The sequence below is a fragment of the Methylobacterium sp. J-067 genome (genome assembly GCF_022829465.1).
GTDB classification, from domain to species: domain Bacteria; phylum Pseudomonadota; class Alphaproteobacteria; order Rhizobiales; family Beijerinckiaceae; genus Methylobacterium; species Methylobacterium litchii.
The window spans coordinates 19,666-32,832 of record NZ_JAKSXZ010000058.1; the positions used below are offsets into that span (position 1 = coordinate 19,666).

Consider the following 13,167-nt stretch of genomic DNA (forward strand, 5'->3'; position numbering starts at 1 on the left):
ACCGCAGGATCAGGGCTGCGGCCGCTCGCGGACCTGCCCGTCGAAGCCGACATGCAGCTCGCGCTCGCGTCCGTCCGCGTCCTTGGCCGCGACCTCGAGGTGGCGCGGCCCGCGTCCGGTGACGCGCACGTCGCTGTAGCCGGCGGACTGCACCGCCGCCGTCAGGGCCGGGACATCGGGGGCGGGGGAGAGGCCGACCCGGTCCTTCGCCCAATCGAGGGTGCCGAAGGGCGGGCCGCCCGCCGGGCCGAGCACCACCTGCTTGCCATCGCCATGGGTCAGCAGCCGGGCGTGGAGGAAGCCGTTCTCGAACCGGCCCTGCACGGTGACACTCTCGCCCCTGGCGACGAGGGTCCCGCTTTCGCCCGCCGGGCCGGTCTCCACCAGCGCCCGGCCGGTCGGGTCCTGCACCACGAACTTGTTGCCGTAGATCTCGGCGACGTCGCCCTTGATCGCCGTCGCGCCGGAGGGCGCCAGGGCCTGGATCGCCACCGGCGCGACCGGCGTTTGCGCCACGGCGCGGTTCTTGGACAGCGACAGGCCCATCGCCCCGAAGGCGAGGGGCAGGGCGAGCGCCCCCACCACCCAGGTCCGCTTCGGGATGCGCTTGCCCGTCTCCGGCCGCGCCGCCGGAATTTCGGTGGCGGTGCCGTCGATCGTCTTGTTGTCACTCATCGTGTCTGCCTTTCCTGATCGGACCCGTTCGATCCGTGGCGGCAGGTCTAGGGGTGGGGGGGCGACCGGAACTGAACCGGGCGGTTCAGTTCCGGTTAAACGGCCTGACCTACCCGGAGCCGAGGAGGGACGGGCGTGAAGATTCTGCTGGTTGAGGACGATGCGGCGCTGGCGGCGGAGATCGACCGCGCCTTGCGCGCGGAGAACTTCGTCCTCGACCGGGCGGCGACGGGCGAGGACGCCCGCCATCTCGGGGAGACGGAGGGCTACGACGCCTGCATCCTCGATCTCGGTCTGCCGCGTGGCGACGGCGTCTCCGTCCTGAATGCGTGGCGGGCGGCGGGGCGGACGCTCCCCGTGCTGGTGCTCACGGCGCGCGACGGGTGGAGCGATAAGGTCGCCGCGTTCAAGGCGGGCGCCGACGATTACCTTGTGAAACCGGTGCGGGTGGAGGAACTGGTGATCCGCCTGCGCGCCCTGGTGCGCCGGAGCCAGGGGCACGGTGCGAGCCGCCTCAGTTGCGGCCCCCTGAGCTTCGATCCCGGCCTCGGCGCCTTCGAGCGGGACGGGCTGCCCCTGCGCCTCACCGGCCTCGAATGGCGGGTCCTGTCCTGCCTGATGCTCAACCGGGATTCGGTGGTGCCGCGCACCTACCTGATCGAGCGCGTGTACGACGGCGATGCCGAGGTCGATTCGAATTCGGTGGAGGTGATCGTCGCGCGGCTGCGCAAGAAGATCGCCCCGGCGCGGATCGAGGCGATCCGCGGCCACGGCTACCGCCTCACGGCCGAGGCGGCCTGATGCACCTGCGCTTCGGCTCCCTGCGCACGCGCCTCGTCGCCGCCGCCCTCGCCGCCGTGACCGTGGCGCTGGTCGTCGCTGGCCTCGCCATCGGCGTGATCCTCACCCGCTTCCTGCGCGCGCAGATCGACGGGCGGCTCGATGCGCAGATCACGGCACTGCGCGCCGGCCTGGAGGCGGGGACGCTGACCGCCCGCCCGGAGCGGTTCGACGGCCCGCCCTTCGACCGGCCGGGCGGCTGGATCTGGGAGGTGCGCCGGGGCGACGAACTCGTCCGCTCGGACTCCTTCGATGAGCGCCGCCCGCCCGCGAACCTGATGCTGCGCGAACTCGACCTGCCGGGGGAGCCGCCTGCGCGGATCTTCGTCGGCGCGCCGCAGGTGGCGCTCTACGGCCCCCTGCGCGACGTGCTGGTAAGCCTCGCCGTGGCGCTCGGCGGCCTCGGCCTCGTCCTCGCCTTCGGGGCGGTGGCCCAGGTGCGCCTCGGCCTCGCCCCCCTCCGGCGCCTGCGGGACCATCTCGCCGCTGTCCGCAACGGCCGGCAGGCGCGCATCCCCTCCCGCCAACCGGAGGAGGTCCGCCCCCTCGTCACCGAGTTGAACGCCCTGCTCGACGAGAATGAGCGCAACCTCGACCGCGCCCGGGGCCATGTCGCCAACCTCGCCCACGCCCTCAAAACGCCGCTCGCGACCCTCGCCCTGGCCCTGCGCGACCCCGCCCGCGATCCCGAGGGGATTCTCGCTGCGCAGGTGGACGACATGGACCGGCGGGTGCGCCACCACCTGCGCCGCGCCCGGGCCGCCGCCCTCGCGGGACCGGGCCGGGCGCGCACTCCCCTGCTGCCGCGCCTGGCGGACCTGCGGTCGGTGCTGGTGCGCATCCACGCGGACAAGGCGCCGGAGATCACGCTCGCCGTGCCGGACGGCTTCGCCCTGGCCTGCGAGGAGCAGGATTGCGACGAGATGCTGGGCAACCTCCTCGACAACGCCTGCCGGTGGTGCGCCGGACGCGTTGCCGTCACCGCGCAGCGCGTCGGGGCGCAGATCGAGATCCGCATCGAGGATGACGGCCCCGGCCTGACGCCGGAGGCGGCGACGGCGGTGATGGCGCGCGGCCGGCGCCTGGACGAGGCCGTCCCCGGCGACGGGTTCGGCCTGCCGATCACCCTCGAACTGGCGGAATTGTACGGCGGCGCGCTGAACCTCGGGCGCGCGGCGAGCGGGGGCCTGCGCGCGACCCTCACCCTGCCGGGCTAAATCAGACGGAGGCGTCGCTCGTCGTGCCGAGCGCCGAGAGGGTGACGCCGTCGCTGCCGATGTCGGCGCCGCCATAGCCGAGCATCCGGGCGAGCTGGGCCCGCGCCCGCCAGACCCGGCTCTTGGCCGTGCCGATCTGGCATTCCATCACGGCAGCCGCCTCCTCGTAGCTGAGGTTCTCGATGCCCACGAGGACGAGGGCCTCGCGCATCACCGGGGCGAGGCGGTCGAGGGCCGCGCGCACGTCCTGCAGGTCGAGATGGCCGCCCTGTTCGGGGGCGGCGGCGAGGCGGCCGGCATAATCGCCATCGCTGTCGGGCACCTCGCGGGTCTGGCGGCGGTGCCGGCTGTAGAAGACGTTCCGCAGGATCGTGAACAGCCACGCTTCGAGGTTCGTGCCCGGCGCGAAGCCGCCACGCCCGCGCCACGCGCGCAGGAGCGCGTCCTGCACGAGGTCGTCGGCGGCGGCCGGCTCACGGGCCAGCGACAGGGCGAACCGGCGCAGCGCCGGCACGCTCGCGAGCAGTCCCGTGCGGAACGTGTCCTCATCCGCCGCGCCCAGGCGCCCGGCCTGCCCCAGCGCCTTGTCCAGGCGCGCGAGCAGGTCCGCGAACCCGTCGGGCTCGCTCGGCGCATCCGCGTAGGCGCCCTGCAGGAGCACGCCCAGATGCCGGCGCACGGAATCGGGAAGAAAGGGGGCGGCGTCGCCGTCCAGGAGAGAGACGTCGGATTCGGTCATCAGGTCCGCTGGAAGACGGCGCGAGACGGAGACTCGCGTCAGGGCCTGAAGTGTTACCTGTCACGCGAGCGGACGCCGCAACATGCGTTAACCGGTAAGCGCATACCAGTCGCGCCGCAGGGCGGAGGACCGTGCACACAACGCCGCATGGGCGAACTGGCGATGGGGGAGGGGAAGCTTGAAGTGGCGCGGGCGACGGGGCTCGAACCCGCGACCTCCGGCGTGACAGGCCGGCACTCTAACCAACTGAGCTACGCCCGCGCGGGCGGCCGCTGCTGAGCACCTCAGTGCTGCGCGACGACGGGGGGTGTATGGGTGAGAGCCCCCCCTGTCAAGCGCGAGTCGCGCCCGAATTCTCACGTCAGGCGAGAAAGCTTGGCAGGCCCGGAATCGCGGTTGTCGCGGGCGTCGCTCTGCCACGTGTGCGCATGTGCCGTCTGCGCAGAGCCGCCTCGTTCCCCATCTTGGATGAGGAGACGCGGTTTGTGCGACGCGGAACGCCCATTGTCATGCGACGGCGCCTCGACTAAGCCACCCGCGAACGCATCCTGGCATAAGAACAATTCCACCGGGGGAGCCGGTCCGGCCTCGCGCCGCTCCGTCCCTCGTCTCGTGAGGCTCGGGCATGACCGGATTGCTGGCGGACTACCTTCCGCTCATCGTGTTCATCGGGGTGGCGCTCTTCATCGCCTCCGCCCTGTTGGTGGTGCCCTTCCTGGTGGCCTTCAAGGCGCCGGATCCCGAGAAGCTGTCGGCCTACGAGTGCGGCTTCAACGCCTTCGACGACGCGCGCATGAAGTTCGACGTGCGCTTCTATCTCGTCGCCATCCTATTCATCATCTTCGACCTCGAGGTCGCCTTCCTGTTCCCCTGGGCGATCACCTTCGGGGAGCTCGGGTGGTACGGCTTCTGGTCGATGATGATCTTCCTCGGCGTGCTGACCGTCGGGTTCGTCTACGAGTGGCGCAAGGGCGCCCTCGAGTGGGACTAACCCCCGCGATCCGCCGAGACCGTTGAGATTCCGAGGCGCTGCATGGCCCTGATCACCGAGACCTCACCCCGGACCCCGGCCATCGCGCCGCAGCCGAAGGGGATCATCGATCCGAACACCGGCCGCCCGATCGGCGCCGACGACCCGACCTTCCTGTCGATCAGCGACGAGCTGGCCGACCGGGGCTTCCTGCTCACCAGCGCCGACGAGCTCATCAACTGGGCCCGCACCGGCTCGCTGATGTGGATGACCTTCGGGCTCGCCTGCTGCGCGGTCGAGATGATGCAGATGTCGATGCCGCGCTACGATTGCGAGCGCTTCGGCTTCGCCCCGCGCGCCTCGCCACGCCAGTCCGACGTGATGATCGTGGCCGGCACGCTCACCAACAAGATGGCCCCGGCCTTGCGCAAGGTCTACGACCAGATGCCGGAGCCGCGCTACGTCATCTCGATGGGCTCCTGCGCCAACGGCGGCGGCTACTACCACTACTCCTACTCGGTGGTGCGCGGCTGCGACCGGGTGGTGCCGGTGGACATCTACGTGCCCGGCTGCCCGCCTACCGCGGAGGCGCTGCTCTACGGGGTGCTGCTCCTGCAGAAGAAGATCCGCCGCATCGGGACGATCGAGCGCTGACATGACGAACGGCATCTCGATCCTGAGCCACACCCCGGCCGAGGGCGGCGCCGACGCCGTCGCCACCCTGGCCGAGCGCGTCTCCGGAGCGCTGGGTCCGGCCATCGTGTCGAAGGCCATCGCCTTCGGCGAGCTGACGCTGGTCGTGCAGGCCTCCGACATCGTCTACGCGCTGACCTACCTGCGCGACGACCCGGCCTGCGGCTTCCGCTGCTTCATCGACCTGTGCGGGGCCGACTACCCGCAGCGGGAGAAGCGGTTCGAGGTGGTCTACCACCTGCTGTCGCTGCGCCATAACAGCCGCATCCGGGTGAAGGTGCAGACCGACGAGGTGACGCCGGTCCCCTCGATCATCGAGGTCTTCCCCGCCGCCAACTGGTACGAGCGCGAGACCTACGACCTCTACGGGATCCTGTTCTCGGGTCACCCGGACCTGCGCCGGCTGCTGACCGATTACGGGTTCGAGGGTCACCCCCTGCGCAAGGACTTCCCGCTCACCGGCTTCGTTGAGGTCCGTTACGACCAGGACGAGGGCCGCGTCGTCTACGAGCCGGTCCAGCTGACGCAGGAATTCCGGAACTTCGACTTCCTCTCGCCGTGGGAGGGCACCGACTACGTGCTCCCGGGCGATGAGAAGAAGTCGGCCTGACGCGCGGAGGTCTTCGTGACGGAACACAACATCCGCAACTTCGCCATCAACTTCGGCCCGCAACATCCTGCGGCGCACGGGGTTCTCCGGCTGGTCCTCGAACTCGACGGCGAGGTCGTGGAGCGCGTCGATCCGCATATCGGGCTGCTCCACCGGGGTACCGAGAAGCTGATCGAGCACAAGACCTACGTCCAGGCGACGCCCTATTTCGACCGGCTCGACTACGTGTCGCCGATGAACCAGGAGCACGCCTTCTGCCTCGCGATCGAGAAGCTCGCGGGCATCGAGGTGCCGCGCCGGGCGAAGCTGATCCGCACGCTCTACTGTGAGATCGGCCGTCTGCTGTCGCACCTCCTCAACGTCACGACGCAGGCGATGGATGTCGGCGCCCTCACGCCCCCGCTCTGGGGCTTCGAGGAGCGCGAGAAGCTGATGATCTTCTACGAGCGGGCCTCCGGCGCCCGGCTCCACGCCAACTACTTCCGGCCGGGCGGCGTCCACCAGGACCTGCCGCCGAAGCTGATCGAGGACATCGACGCCTTCTGCGACCCGTTCCTGCAGGTGGTGGACGACCTCGACGCCCTCGTGATGGAAAGCCGCATCTTCAAGCAGCGCAACGTCGACATCGGCATCGTGTCGGTCGACGAGTGCATGGCCTGGGGCTTCTCGGGCGTGATGGTGCGCGGCTCGGGCATCCCGTGGGACCTGCGCAAGAGCCAGCCCTACGAGTGCTACGAGGAGATGGATTTCGACATCCCCGTGGGCAAGAACGGCGACACCTACGACCGGCAGGTGATCCGCATGGAAGAGATGCGGGAATCGGCCAAGATTATGAAACAGTGCTGCGCCAAGCTGCGCGAGCCCGGCGGGCAGGGGCCGATCGCCTCCGTCGACGGCAAGTTCGCACCGCCGCCGCGCCGGGAGATGAAGCGCTCGATGGAAGCGCTCATCCACCACTTCAAGCTCTACACCGAGGGCTTCCACGTCCCCGAGGGCGAGGTCTACGCCGCGGTCGAGGCGCCCAAGGGCGAGTTCGGCGTGTATCTCGTGTCGGACGGCACCAACAAGCCGTACCGTTGCAAGATCCGCGCTCCGGGCTTCGCCCACCTTCAGGCGATGGATTGGATGTGCCGCGGGCACCTTCTGGCCGACGTGTCCTGCGTGCTCGGCACGCTGGACATCGTGTTCGGCGAAGTGGACCGCTGAGACGGTAGGACGATGGCAAACCGCAGACTCGCCCCGGCTTCCGAGCAGCCCGAGAGCTTCGCCTTCACGCAAGAGAACGCGGAATGGGCGAAGCACCAGATCGCCAAGTACCCGGAGGGTCGTCAGGCCTCCGCGGTGATCCCGCTCCTGTGGAAGGCGCAGGAGCAGAATGGCGGCTGGCTGCCGCAGAAGGCGATCGAGGCGGTGGCGGCCGAACTCGGCATGCCGAAGATCCGCGTGCTCGAAGTCGCGACCTTCTACACGATGTTCGCCCTTGAGCCGGTGGGCCGGTTCTGGATCCAGCTCTGTGGCACGGTTCCGTGCGATTCCTGCGGCGCCCGCGAGCTGAAGGGCATGCTGGAGAAGCGCCTCGGCCCGCCCGGCCACGTCTCGGCGGACGGCAACTTCTCGTGGCTGGAGGTCGAGTGCCTGGGCGCCTGCTGCAACGCGCCGATGGTCCAGATCAACCAAGACTATTACGAGGACCTGACCCCCGAATCGCTGTCGCAGCTGATGGACGACCTCGCGGCCGGACGGCCGGTGAAGATCGGCTCGCAGACCGGGCGCACCTCCTCCGAGCCGCAGGGTGGCGCCAACACGCTCACCGACGAGACCCTGTTCGACGGGTCGCGGGTCGGCGCGTGGCGCAAGCGCTTCGAGCAGGCGAAGGAGGGCGAGGGCGCCGAAGCGACGACGCCCCCCGCCAAGACCGGCGAGGCCGAATCGGCGACGCAGCAGGCGGCCACCGCGCCTCGGCCCGCCAAGCCCGATGCCGGCCGCCCGGTGGAGCGGACCGCCTCCGACGCCCCGGCCCAGCGCGCCGCCGACGGCGAGGAGCCGGTGAAGCCCGAGGACCGGGCCGACGCCGCCGAGCGCGGCCAATCCATCGCCAAGCATGGCAGCGCCCGTCCGGGCGATGCGGACGCCCTCGATTCGCCGGCCAAACGCGTCGCCGAGGGCGAGCCCGCCGCCGGCGAGGAGAGCCGCCAGGAATTGCCGGGTCGCGACATCCCCCCGCCGCCGCCGGAAGCCACGGGCGCCAGCGAGGCGGTGGAGGAGAAGCTCGACTCCGCGCCAGAGAAGAAGTGAGGGCCTGACATGCTCGCCGATCAGGATCGCATCTTCACCAACCTCTACGGGCTGCATTCACCGGGGCTCGACGTCGCGAAGAAGCGCGGCGCCTGGGACGGAACCAAGTTCCTCCTGGAGCAGGGCCGCGACTGGATCATCGAGGAGATGAAGGCTTCAGGGCTTCGCGGCCGTGGCGGCGCCGGCTTCCCGACCGGGCTGAAATGGTCGTTCATGCCCAAGAAGTCGGACGGGCGACCGCATTACCTCGTGGTCAACGCCGACGAGTCGGAGCCGGGCACCTGCAAGGACCGGGAGATTATGCGGCACGATCCGCATCTCCTGATCGAAGGCTGCATGCTGGCCTGCTTCGCCATGGGCGCGCATGCCTGCTACGTCTACATTCGCGGCGAGTACGTCGCGGAGAAGCACGCCCTGCAGAAGGCCGTGGACGAGGCTTACGAGGCGCGCCTCGTCGGGCCGAACAACGTCCACGATTACCCGTTCGACATCTACGTCCACCACGGCGCGGGTGCGTATATCTGCGGCGAGGAGACGGCCCTCATCGAGAGCCTTGAGGGCAAGAAGGGGATGCCGCGGCTGAAGCCGCCGTTCCCGGCCAATATGGGCCTCTACGGCTGCCCCACGACCGTGAACAACGTCGAATCCATCGCGGTGGCGGGCACGATCCTGCGGCGCGGCGCGGCGTGGTTCGCCGGGCTCGGCGGCAAGAACAACACCGGCACGAAGCTCTTTTGCATCTCGGGGCACGTCAACACGCCGTGCAACGTCGAGGAGGAGCTGGGCATCACCTTCCGCGAGCTGATCGACAAGCATTGCGGCGGCATGCGCGGCGGCTGGGACAACCTCCTGTGTTCCATCCCCGGCGGCTCCTCGGTGCCGCTGGTGCCGGCCGAGCAGATCATCGACGCGAAGATGGACTTCGACACGCTGCGTAACCTCGGCTCGGGCCTCGGCACGGCGGCGGTGATCGTGCTCGACAAGTCCACCGACATCGTCGGCGCCATTGCCCGCATCTCGTACTTTTACAAGCACGAATCCTGCGGCCAGTGCACGCCCTGCCGCGAGGGCACGGGCTGGATGTGGCGGGTGCTGACGCGCATGGCCGAAGGCCGGGCGCAGAAGCGCGAGATCGACATGCTGTTCGAGGTGACGAAGCAGATCGAGGGCCACACGATCTGCGCGCTCGGCGACGCGGCGGCCTGGCCGATCCAGGGCCTCATCCGCCACTTCCGCCCCGAGATCGAGAAGCGGATCGACCGCTACTCGGCCAACCCCCATTCCGATCCGGTGCCGATGGCAGCGGAGTGATCGCCATGGGGCCGTCCCGCCTGCATCCTTGCCCCGCGCGGGCTGCAAGAACGGCCCCTTCCGCGTTCGTGCCAGATTTCGAGACGTTCCGATGACCAAAATCCTCGTCGACGGCACCGAGGTCGATGTCCCGGCCGACTACACGCTGCTTCAGGCGTGCGAGATCGCGGGGGCCGAGATCCCGCGCTTCTGCTTCCATGAGCGGCTGTCCATCGCCGGCAATTGCCGGATGTGCCTCGTGGAGCTGAAGGGCGCCCCGAAGCCGGTGGCCTCCTGCGCCTACGCGGTGAAGGATTGCCGGCCCGGCCCGAACGGCGAGCCGCCGGAGGTGCTGACGCGCTCTGGCCTCACCAAGAAGGCCCGCGAGGGGGTGATGGAGTTCCTCCTCATCAACCACCCGCTCGATTGCCCGATCTGCGACCAGGGCGGCCATTGCGACCTGCAGGATCAGGCGATGGCCTACGGTGTCGACTCGACCCGCTATCAGGAGAACAAGCGGGCGGTCGAAGAGAAGCATATCGGCCCGCTGGTGCGGACGGCGATGAACCGCTGCATCCATTGCACCCGCTGCGTGCGCTTCCTCGCGGAGGTGGCCGGCGTGCCGGACCTCGGCGCCATCGGGCGCGGCGAGGACATGGAGATCACGAGCTACCTCGAACAGTCGATGGCCTCGGAGCTTCAGGGCAACGTCGCCGACCTGTGCCCGGTGGGCGCGCTGGTCCACAAGCCGCAGAGCTACAACGTCCGCCCGTGGGAGCTGTCCAAGACCGAATCGGTCGACGTGATGGATGCCGTGGGCTCGGCGATCCGCGTCGACACCCGTGGCCGCGAGGTCATGCAGATCGAGCCGCGGATCAACGAGGACATCAACGAGGAGTGGATCTCCGACAAGACCCGCCACGTCGTGGACGGGCTGCGGATGCAGCGCCTCGACCGGCCGTATCTGCGCGAGAACGGCCGCCTGCGCCCGGCCTCCTGGGGCGAGGCGTTCCAGGCCATCGCCGCCAAGGTGAAGGGCGCGGACCCGAAGCGCATCGGCGCCATCGTCGGCGACCTCGCGGCGGTGGAGGAGACCTTCGCGTTGCGTGAACTGATCCGCAGCCTCGGTTCGGCCAACCTCGATTGCCGCCAGACCGGCGCGGGGCTCGATCCGTCGCTCGGGCGGGCGAGCTACCTGTTCAACCCGACGATTCCGGGCATCGAGGCGGCGGACGCGATCCTGATCGTCGGCGCCAACCCGCGCACCGAAGCGTCGATGCTGAACGTCCGCATCCGCAAGCGCTGGCGCATGGCCCCGCTGGCGGTGGGCGTGATCGGCGAACAGATCGACTTGACCTACCCGAGCCACTATCTCGGCGCCGGCTCCGAGTCGCTGGCCGCCCTGGCGCGGGGCGAGCACAGCTTCCTCGACGTGCTCAAGGAAGCCAAGGCTCCGCTCATCGTCGTCGGTGCGAACGTCGCCCCCGGCGTGATGGCCGCCGCCGCCACGCTCGCCCAGGAGATCGGCGCGACCGCCGAGGGCAAGCCCGGCTTCGGCGTGCTGCACCATGCGGCGGCGCGGGTCGGCGCGCTCGATCTCGGCTTCGTGCCGGGGGAGGGCGGCCTGACCTTCGCGCAGATGATTGCCGCCGGCGGGGTGGACGTGCTGTTCAACCTCGGCGCCGACGAGTGCGAGGTCGCCCCCGGCGCCTTCGTGATCTACCAGGGCACCCACGGCGACCGGGGCGCCTCCCGCGCCGACGTGATCCTGCCGGGCGCCGCCTACACCGAGAAGAACGCGACCTTCGTGAATCTCGAAGGCCGGGTGCAGGTCGCCAACCGCGCCGGCTTCCCGCCGGGCGATGCCCGCGAAGATTGGGCGATCCTTCGCGCCCTGTCGGACGTGCTGGGCCATCGCCTGCCATTCGATTCGCTGATCGCGCTCCGCAAGGCGCTCTACGCGGCGCACCCGCATTTCGCCGGCGTCGATACGGTGGAGGCCGGTGACGTGGCTGGCGCCGTGGCGGCCCTGGCGCAGCGCGGCGGCGAGACCGGAACCGGGGCCTTCGTGTCGCCGGTCGGTGATTTCTACCTGACGAACCCGATCGCCCGCGCGTCGCGCGTGCTGGCCGAATGCTCGCGGCTGGCCCGCGAGCGCGCGGCGGAGCCGGCCCCCCTCGCGGCGGCCGAGTAGGAGAGCCCGATGACGCCCCTGGAACTGATCGGGACCGTGCTCCTGATCGCGCTGAAGAGCTTCGTGCTCCTCGCCGCGCTCCTCGTCTTCATCGCCTACGCACTCCTCGCCGACCGGAAGATCTGGGCGGCGGTGCAGCTGCGCCGGGGGCCGAACGTGGTCGGCCCCTACGGGCTGTTCCAGTCCTTCGCCGACCTGCTGAAGTTCGTACTGAAGGAGCCCGTCATCCCGGCGGGCGCCAACAAGGCGATCTACCTGCTGGCGCCGCTGGTCTTCGCCATGCTCGCCCTGTCGAGCTGGGCGGTGATGCCGATCGCCGACGGCTGGGCCATCGCCGACATCAATGTCGGCGTCACCTACATCTTCGCGATCTCGTCGCTCGGCGTGTACGGCGTCATCATGGGCGGCTGGGCGTCGAACTCGAAATACGCCTTCCTCGGCGCGCTGCGCTCGGCGGCGCAGATGATCTCCTACGAGGTGTCCCTCGGTTTCGTGATCATCTGCGTGCTGATGTGCGCGGGCTCGCTGAACCTCACGCGGATCGTGACGGCGCAGGACACCAGCCTCGGCCTGTTCGGCTGGTACTGGCTGTGGCTGTTCCCGATGTTCGTGGTGTTTTTCATCTCGGCGCTGGCCGAGACGAACCGCCCGCCCTTCGATCTGCCGGAGGCCGAATCGGAGCTCGTGGCCGGCTACATGGTCGAGTATTCCTCGACCCCCTACCTGCTGTTCATGCTGGGCGAGTACGTCGCGATCATGAGCATGTGCGCGCTGGGCACCGTGCTGTTCCTCGGCGGCTGGCTCTCGCCGATCCCGTTCGCGCCCTTCACCTGGGTGCCCGGCGTGATCTGGTTCGTGCTGAAGGCGAGCTTCCTGTTCTTCGGCTTCGCGATGGTGAAGTCCATCGTGCCGCGCTACCGCTACGACCAGCTGATGCGGCTCGGCTGGAAGGTCTTCCTCCCCCTTTCGCTCGTCTCCGTCGTGGTCGTGGCCTTCGTCCTGAAGATCACAGGCCTGGCGCCCGGCGCGTGACCCCCAGACACCCGGAGATCACGGCATGAAGCTGGATCAGGTTGCCAAGAGCCTCCTCTTGAAGGAGTTCGTGTCGGGGATGGTCCTCGGCATGCGCTACTTCTTCAAGCCGAAGGCGACGATCAACTACCCGTTCGAGATGGGCCATCGCGGGCCGCGCTTCCGGGGCGAGCATGCCCTGCGCCGCTATCCCAACGGCGAGGAGCGCTGCATCGCCTGCAAGCTCTGCGAGGCGATCTGTCCGGCGCAGGCCATCACCATCGAGGCGGGCCCCCGCCGGAACGACGGCACGCGCCGCACGACCCGCTACGACATCGACATGGTGAAGTGCATCTATTGCGGCATGTGCCAGGAGGCCTGCCCGGTGGACGCCATCGTCGAGGGGCCGAACTTCGAGTTCTCGACGGAGACCCGCGAGGAGCTGCTCTACGACAAGCAGAAGCTGCTCCTGAACGGCGACCGTTGGGAGCGCGAGATCGCGCGCAACATCGCGATGGACGCGCCCTACCGCTGACAGGCATGCGCCTGTCGGCTGCCGCATTGCGGCAAGACCGTTGTGCCGGCCCTGGCCGGGTTCTATAGACGGGCCGCCTGCGGCGGCCTGACGCCACC

At 69.4% G+C, this 13,167-nt stretch carries 13 protein-coding genes and 1 tRNA gene; 11 read left to right on the forward strand and 3 right to left on the reverse strand.

Features of this window, described 5'->3' with window-relative positions:
* Positions 1–9 precede the first annotated feature (9 nt).
* Entirely contained in the window at positions 10–675 is a 666-nt protein-coding gene (locus MKK52_RS05565; protein ID WP_243952828.1) for a DNA-binding protein, read from the reverse strand.
* A gap of 135 nt (positions 676–810) precedes the next feature.
* Between MKK52_RS05565 and MKK52_RS05570 the strand changes: the two genes are divergently transcribed.
* Positions 811–1,476 carry a response regulator transcription factor gene (locus MKK52_RS05570; protein WP_243952829.1) on the forward strand — a complete coding sequence of 222 codons (666 nt, stop codon included), beginning with the start codon at positions 811–813 and terminating at the stop codon, positions 1,474–1,476.
* Entirely contained in the window at positions 1,476–2,732 is a 1,257-nt protein-coding gene (locus MKK52_RS05575; RefSeq protein ID WP_243952830.1) for a sensor histidine kinase, read from the forward strand. Before MKK52_RS05570 ends, MKK52_RS05575 begins: the two co-directional genes overlap by 1 nt.
* A gap of 1 nt (position 2,733) precedes the next feature.
* On the opposite strand, the gene MKK52_RS05580 is transcribed toward MKK52_RS05575, so the two are convergent.
* Both MKK52_RS05580 and MKK52_RS05585 read right to left on the reverse strand, forming a co-directional pair.
* The gene (locus MKK52_RS05580) at positions 2,734–3,471 is read right to left on the reverse strand and encodes a sigma-70 family RNA polymerase sigma factor (RefSeq protein ID WP_243952831.1); all 738 of its coding nucleotides are present in this window, start codon (positions 3,469–3,471) and stop codon (positions 2,734–2,736) included.
* 184 nt (positions 3,472–3,655) lie between these two features.
* Positions 3,656–3,732 (reverse strand) — tRNA-Asp (locus MKK52_RS05585).
* Positions 3,733–4,096: 364 nt separating this feature from the next.
* On the opposite strand from MKK52_RS05585, the gene MKK52_RS05590 reads away from it, so the two are divergent.
* The 9 genes from MKK52_RS05590 to nuoI all read left to right on the forward strand — a co-directional run bounded on the left by MKK52_RS05590 (position 4,097) and on the right by nuoI (position 13,069).
* The gene (locus tag MKK52_RS05590) at positions 4,097–4,462 is read left to right on the forward strand and encodes an NADH-quinone oxidoreductase subunit A (RefSeq protein ID WP_243952832.1); all 366 of its coding nucleotides are present in this window, start codon (positions 4,097–4,099) and stop codon (positions 4,460–4,462) included.
* 42 nt (positions 4,463–4,504) lie between these two features.
* Positions 4,505–5,095: a NuoB/complex I 20 kDa subunit family protein gene (locus MKK52_RS05595; protein WP_243952833.1), complete on the forward strand. Its 591-nt coding sequence runs from the start codon at positions 4,505–4,507 to the stop codon at positions 5,093–5,095.
* Between the two features lies 1 nt (position 5,096).
* On the forward strand, positions 5,097–5,744 hold the full coding sequence (locus tag MKK52_RS05600) for an NADH-quinone oxidoreductase subunit C (RefSeq protein WP_243952834.1): 648 nt from the start codon (positions 5,097–5,099) through the stop codon (positions 5,742–5,744).
* A 15-nt stretch (positions 5,745–5,759) separates the two neighbouring features.
* The gene (locus MKK52_RS05605) at positions 5,760–6,950 is read left to right on the forward strand and encodes an NADH-quinone oxidoreductase subunit D (protein WP_243952835.1); all 1,191 of its coding nucleotides are present in this window, start codon (positions 5,760–5,762) and stop codon (positions 6,948–6,950) included.
* 12 nt (positions 6,951–6,962) lie between these two features.
* A complete protein-coding gene (nuoE, locus tag MKK52_RS05610; RefSeq protein ID WP_243952836.1) occupies positions 6,963–8,039 on the forward strand; it encodes an NADH-quinone oxidoreductase subunit NuoE in 1,077 nt (358 codons plus the stop codon).
* A gap of 9 nt (positions 8,040–8,048) precedes the next feature.
* On the forward strand, positions 8,049–9,350 hold the full coding sequence (gene nuoF / locus MKK52_RS05615; RefSeq protein WP_243952837.1) for an NADH-quinone oxidoreductase subunit NuoF: 1,302 nt from the start codon (positions 8,049–8,051) through the stop codon (positions 9,348–9,350).
* 91 nt (positions 9,351–9,441) lie between these two features.
* The gene (gene nuoG, locus MKK52_RS05620; protein ID WP_243952838.1) at positions 9,442–11,523 is read left to right on the forward strand and encodes an NADH-quinone oxidoreductase subunit NuoG; all 2,082 of its coding nucleotides are present in this window, start codon (positions 9,442–9,444) and stop codon (positions 11,521–11,523) included.
* 9 nt (positions 11,524–11,532) lie between these two features.
* Positions 11,533–12,555, forward strand: coding sequence for an NADH-quinone oxidoreductase subunit NuoH (gene nuoH, locus MKK52_RS05625; protein WP_243952839.1), 1,023 nt, complete (start codon positions 11,533–11,535; stop codon positions 12,553–12,555).
* A 25-nt stretch (positions 12,556–12,580) separates the two neighbouring features.
* A complete protein-coding gene (gene nuoI, locus MKK52_RS05630) occupies positions 12,581–13,069 on the forward strand; it encodes an NADH-quinone oxidoreductase subunit NuoI (RefSeq protein WP_243952840.1) in 489 nt (162 codons plus the stop codon).
* The last annotated feature ends 98 nt before the right edge of the window (positions 13,070–13,167 follow it).

Coding starts and splice junctions, on each gene's coding strand:
- nuoI (WP_243952840.1), top strand. CDS start 12,581: ATGAAGCTGGATCAGGTTGCCAAGAGCCTCCTCTTGAAGGAGTTCGTG.
- nuoG (WP_243952838.1), top strand. CDS start 9,442: ATGACCAAAATCCTCGTCGACGGCACCGAGGTCGATGTCCCGGCCGAC.
- MKK52_RS05575 (WP_243952830.1), top strand. CDS start 1,476: ATGCACCTGCGCTTCGGCTCCCTGCGCACGCGCCTCGTCGCCGCCGCC.
- nuoE (WP_243952836.1), top strand. CDS start 6,963: ATGGCAAACCGCAGACTCGCCCCGGCTTCCGAGCAGCCCGAGAGCTTC.
- nuoH (WP_243952839.1), top strand. CDS start 11,533: ATGACGCCCCTGGAACTGATCGGGACCGTGCTCCTGATCGCGCTGAAG.
- nuoF (WP_243952837.1), top strand. CDS start 8,049: ATGCTCGCCGATCAGGATCGCATCTTCACCAACCTCTACGGGCTGCAT.
- MKK52_RS05590 (WP_243952832.1), top strand. CDS start 4,097: ATGACCGGATTGCTGGCGGACTACCTTCCGCTCATCGTGTTCATCGGG.
- MKK52_RS05565 (WP_243952828.1), bottom strand. CDS start 675: ATGAGTGACAACAAGACGATCGACGGCACCGCCACCGAAATTCCGGCG.
- MKK52_RS05580 (WP_243952831.1), bottom strand. CDS start 3,471: ATGACCGAATCCGACGTCTCTCTCCTGGACGGCGACGCCGCCCCCTTT.
- MKK52_RS05595 (WP_243952833.1), top strand. CDS start 4,505: ATGGCCCTGATCACCGAGACCTCACCCCGGACCCCGGCCATCGCGCCG.
- MKK52_RS05600 (WP_243952834.1), top strand. CDS start 5,097: ATGACGAACGGCATCTCGATCCTGAGCCACACCCCGGCCGAGGGCGGC.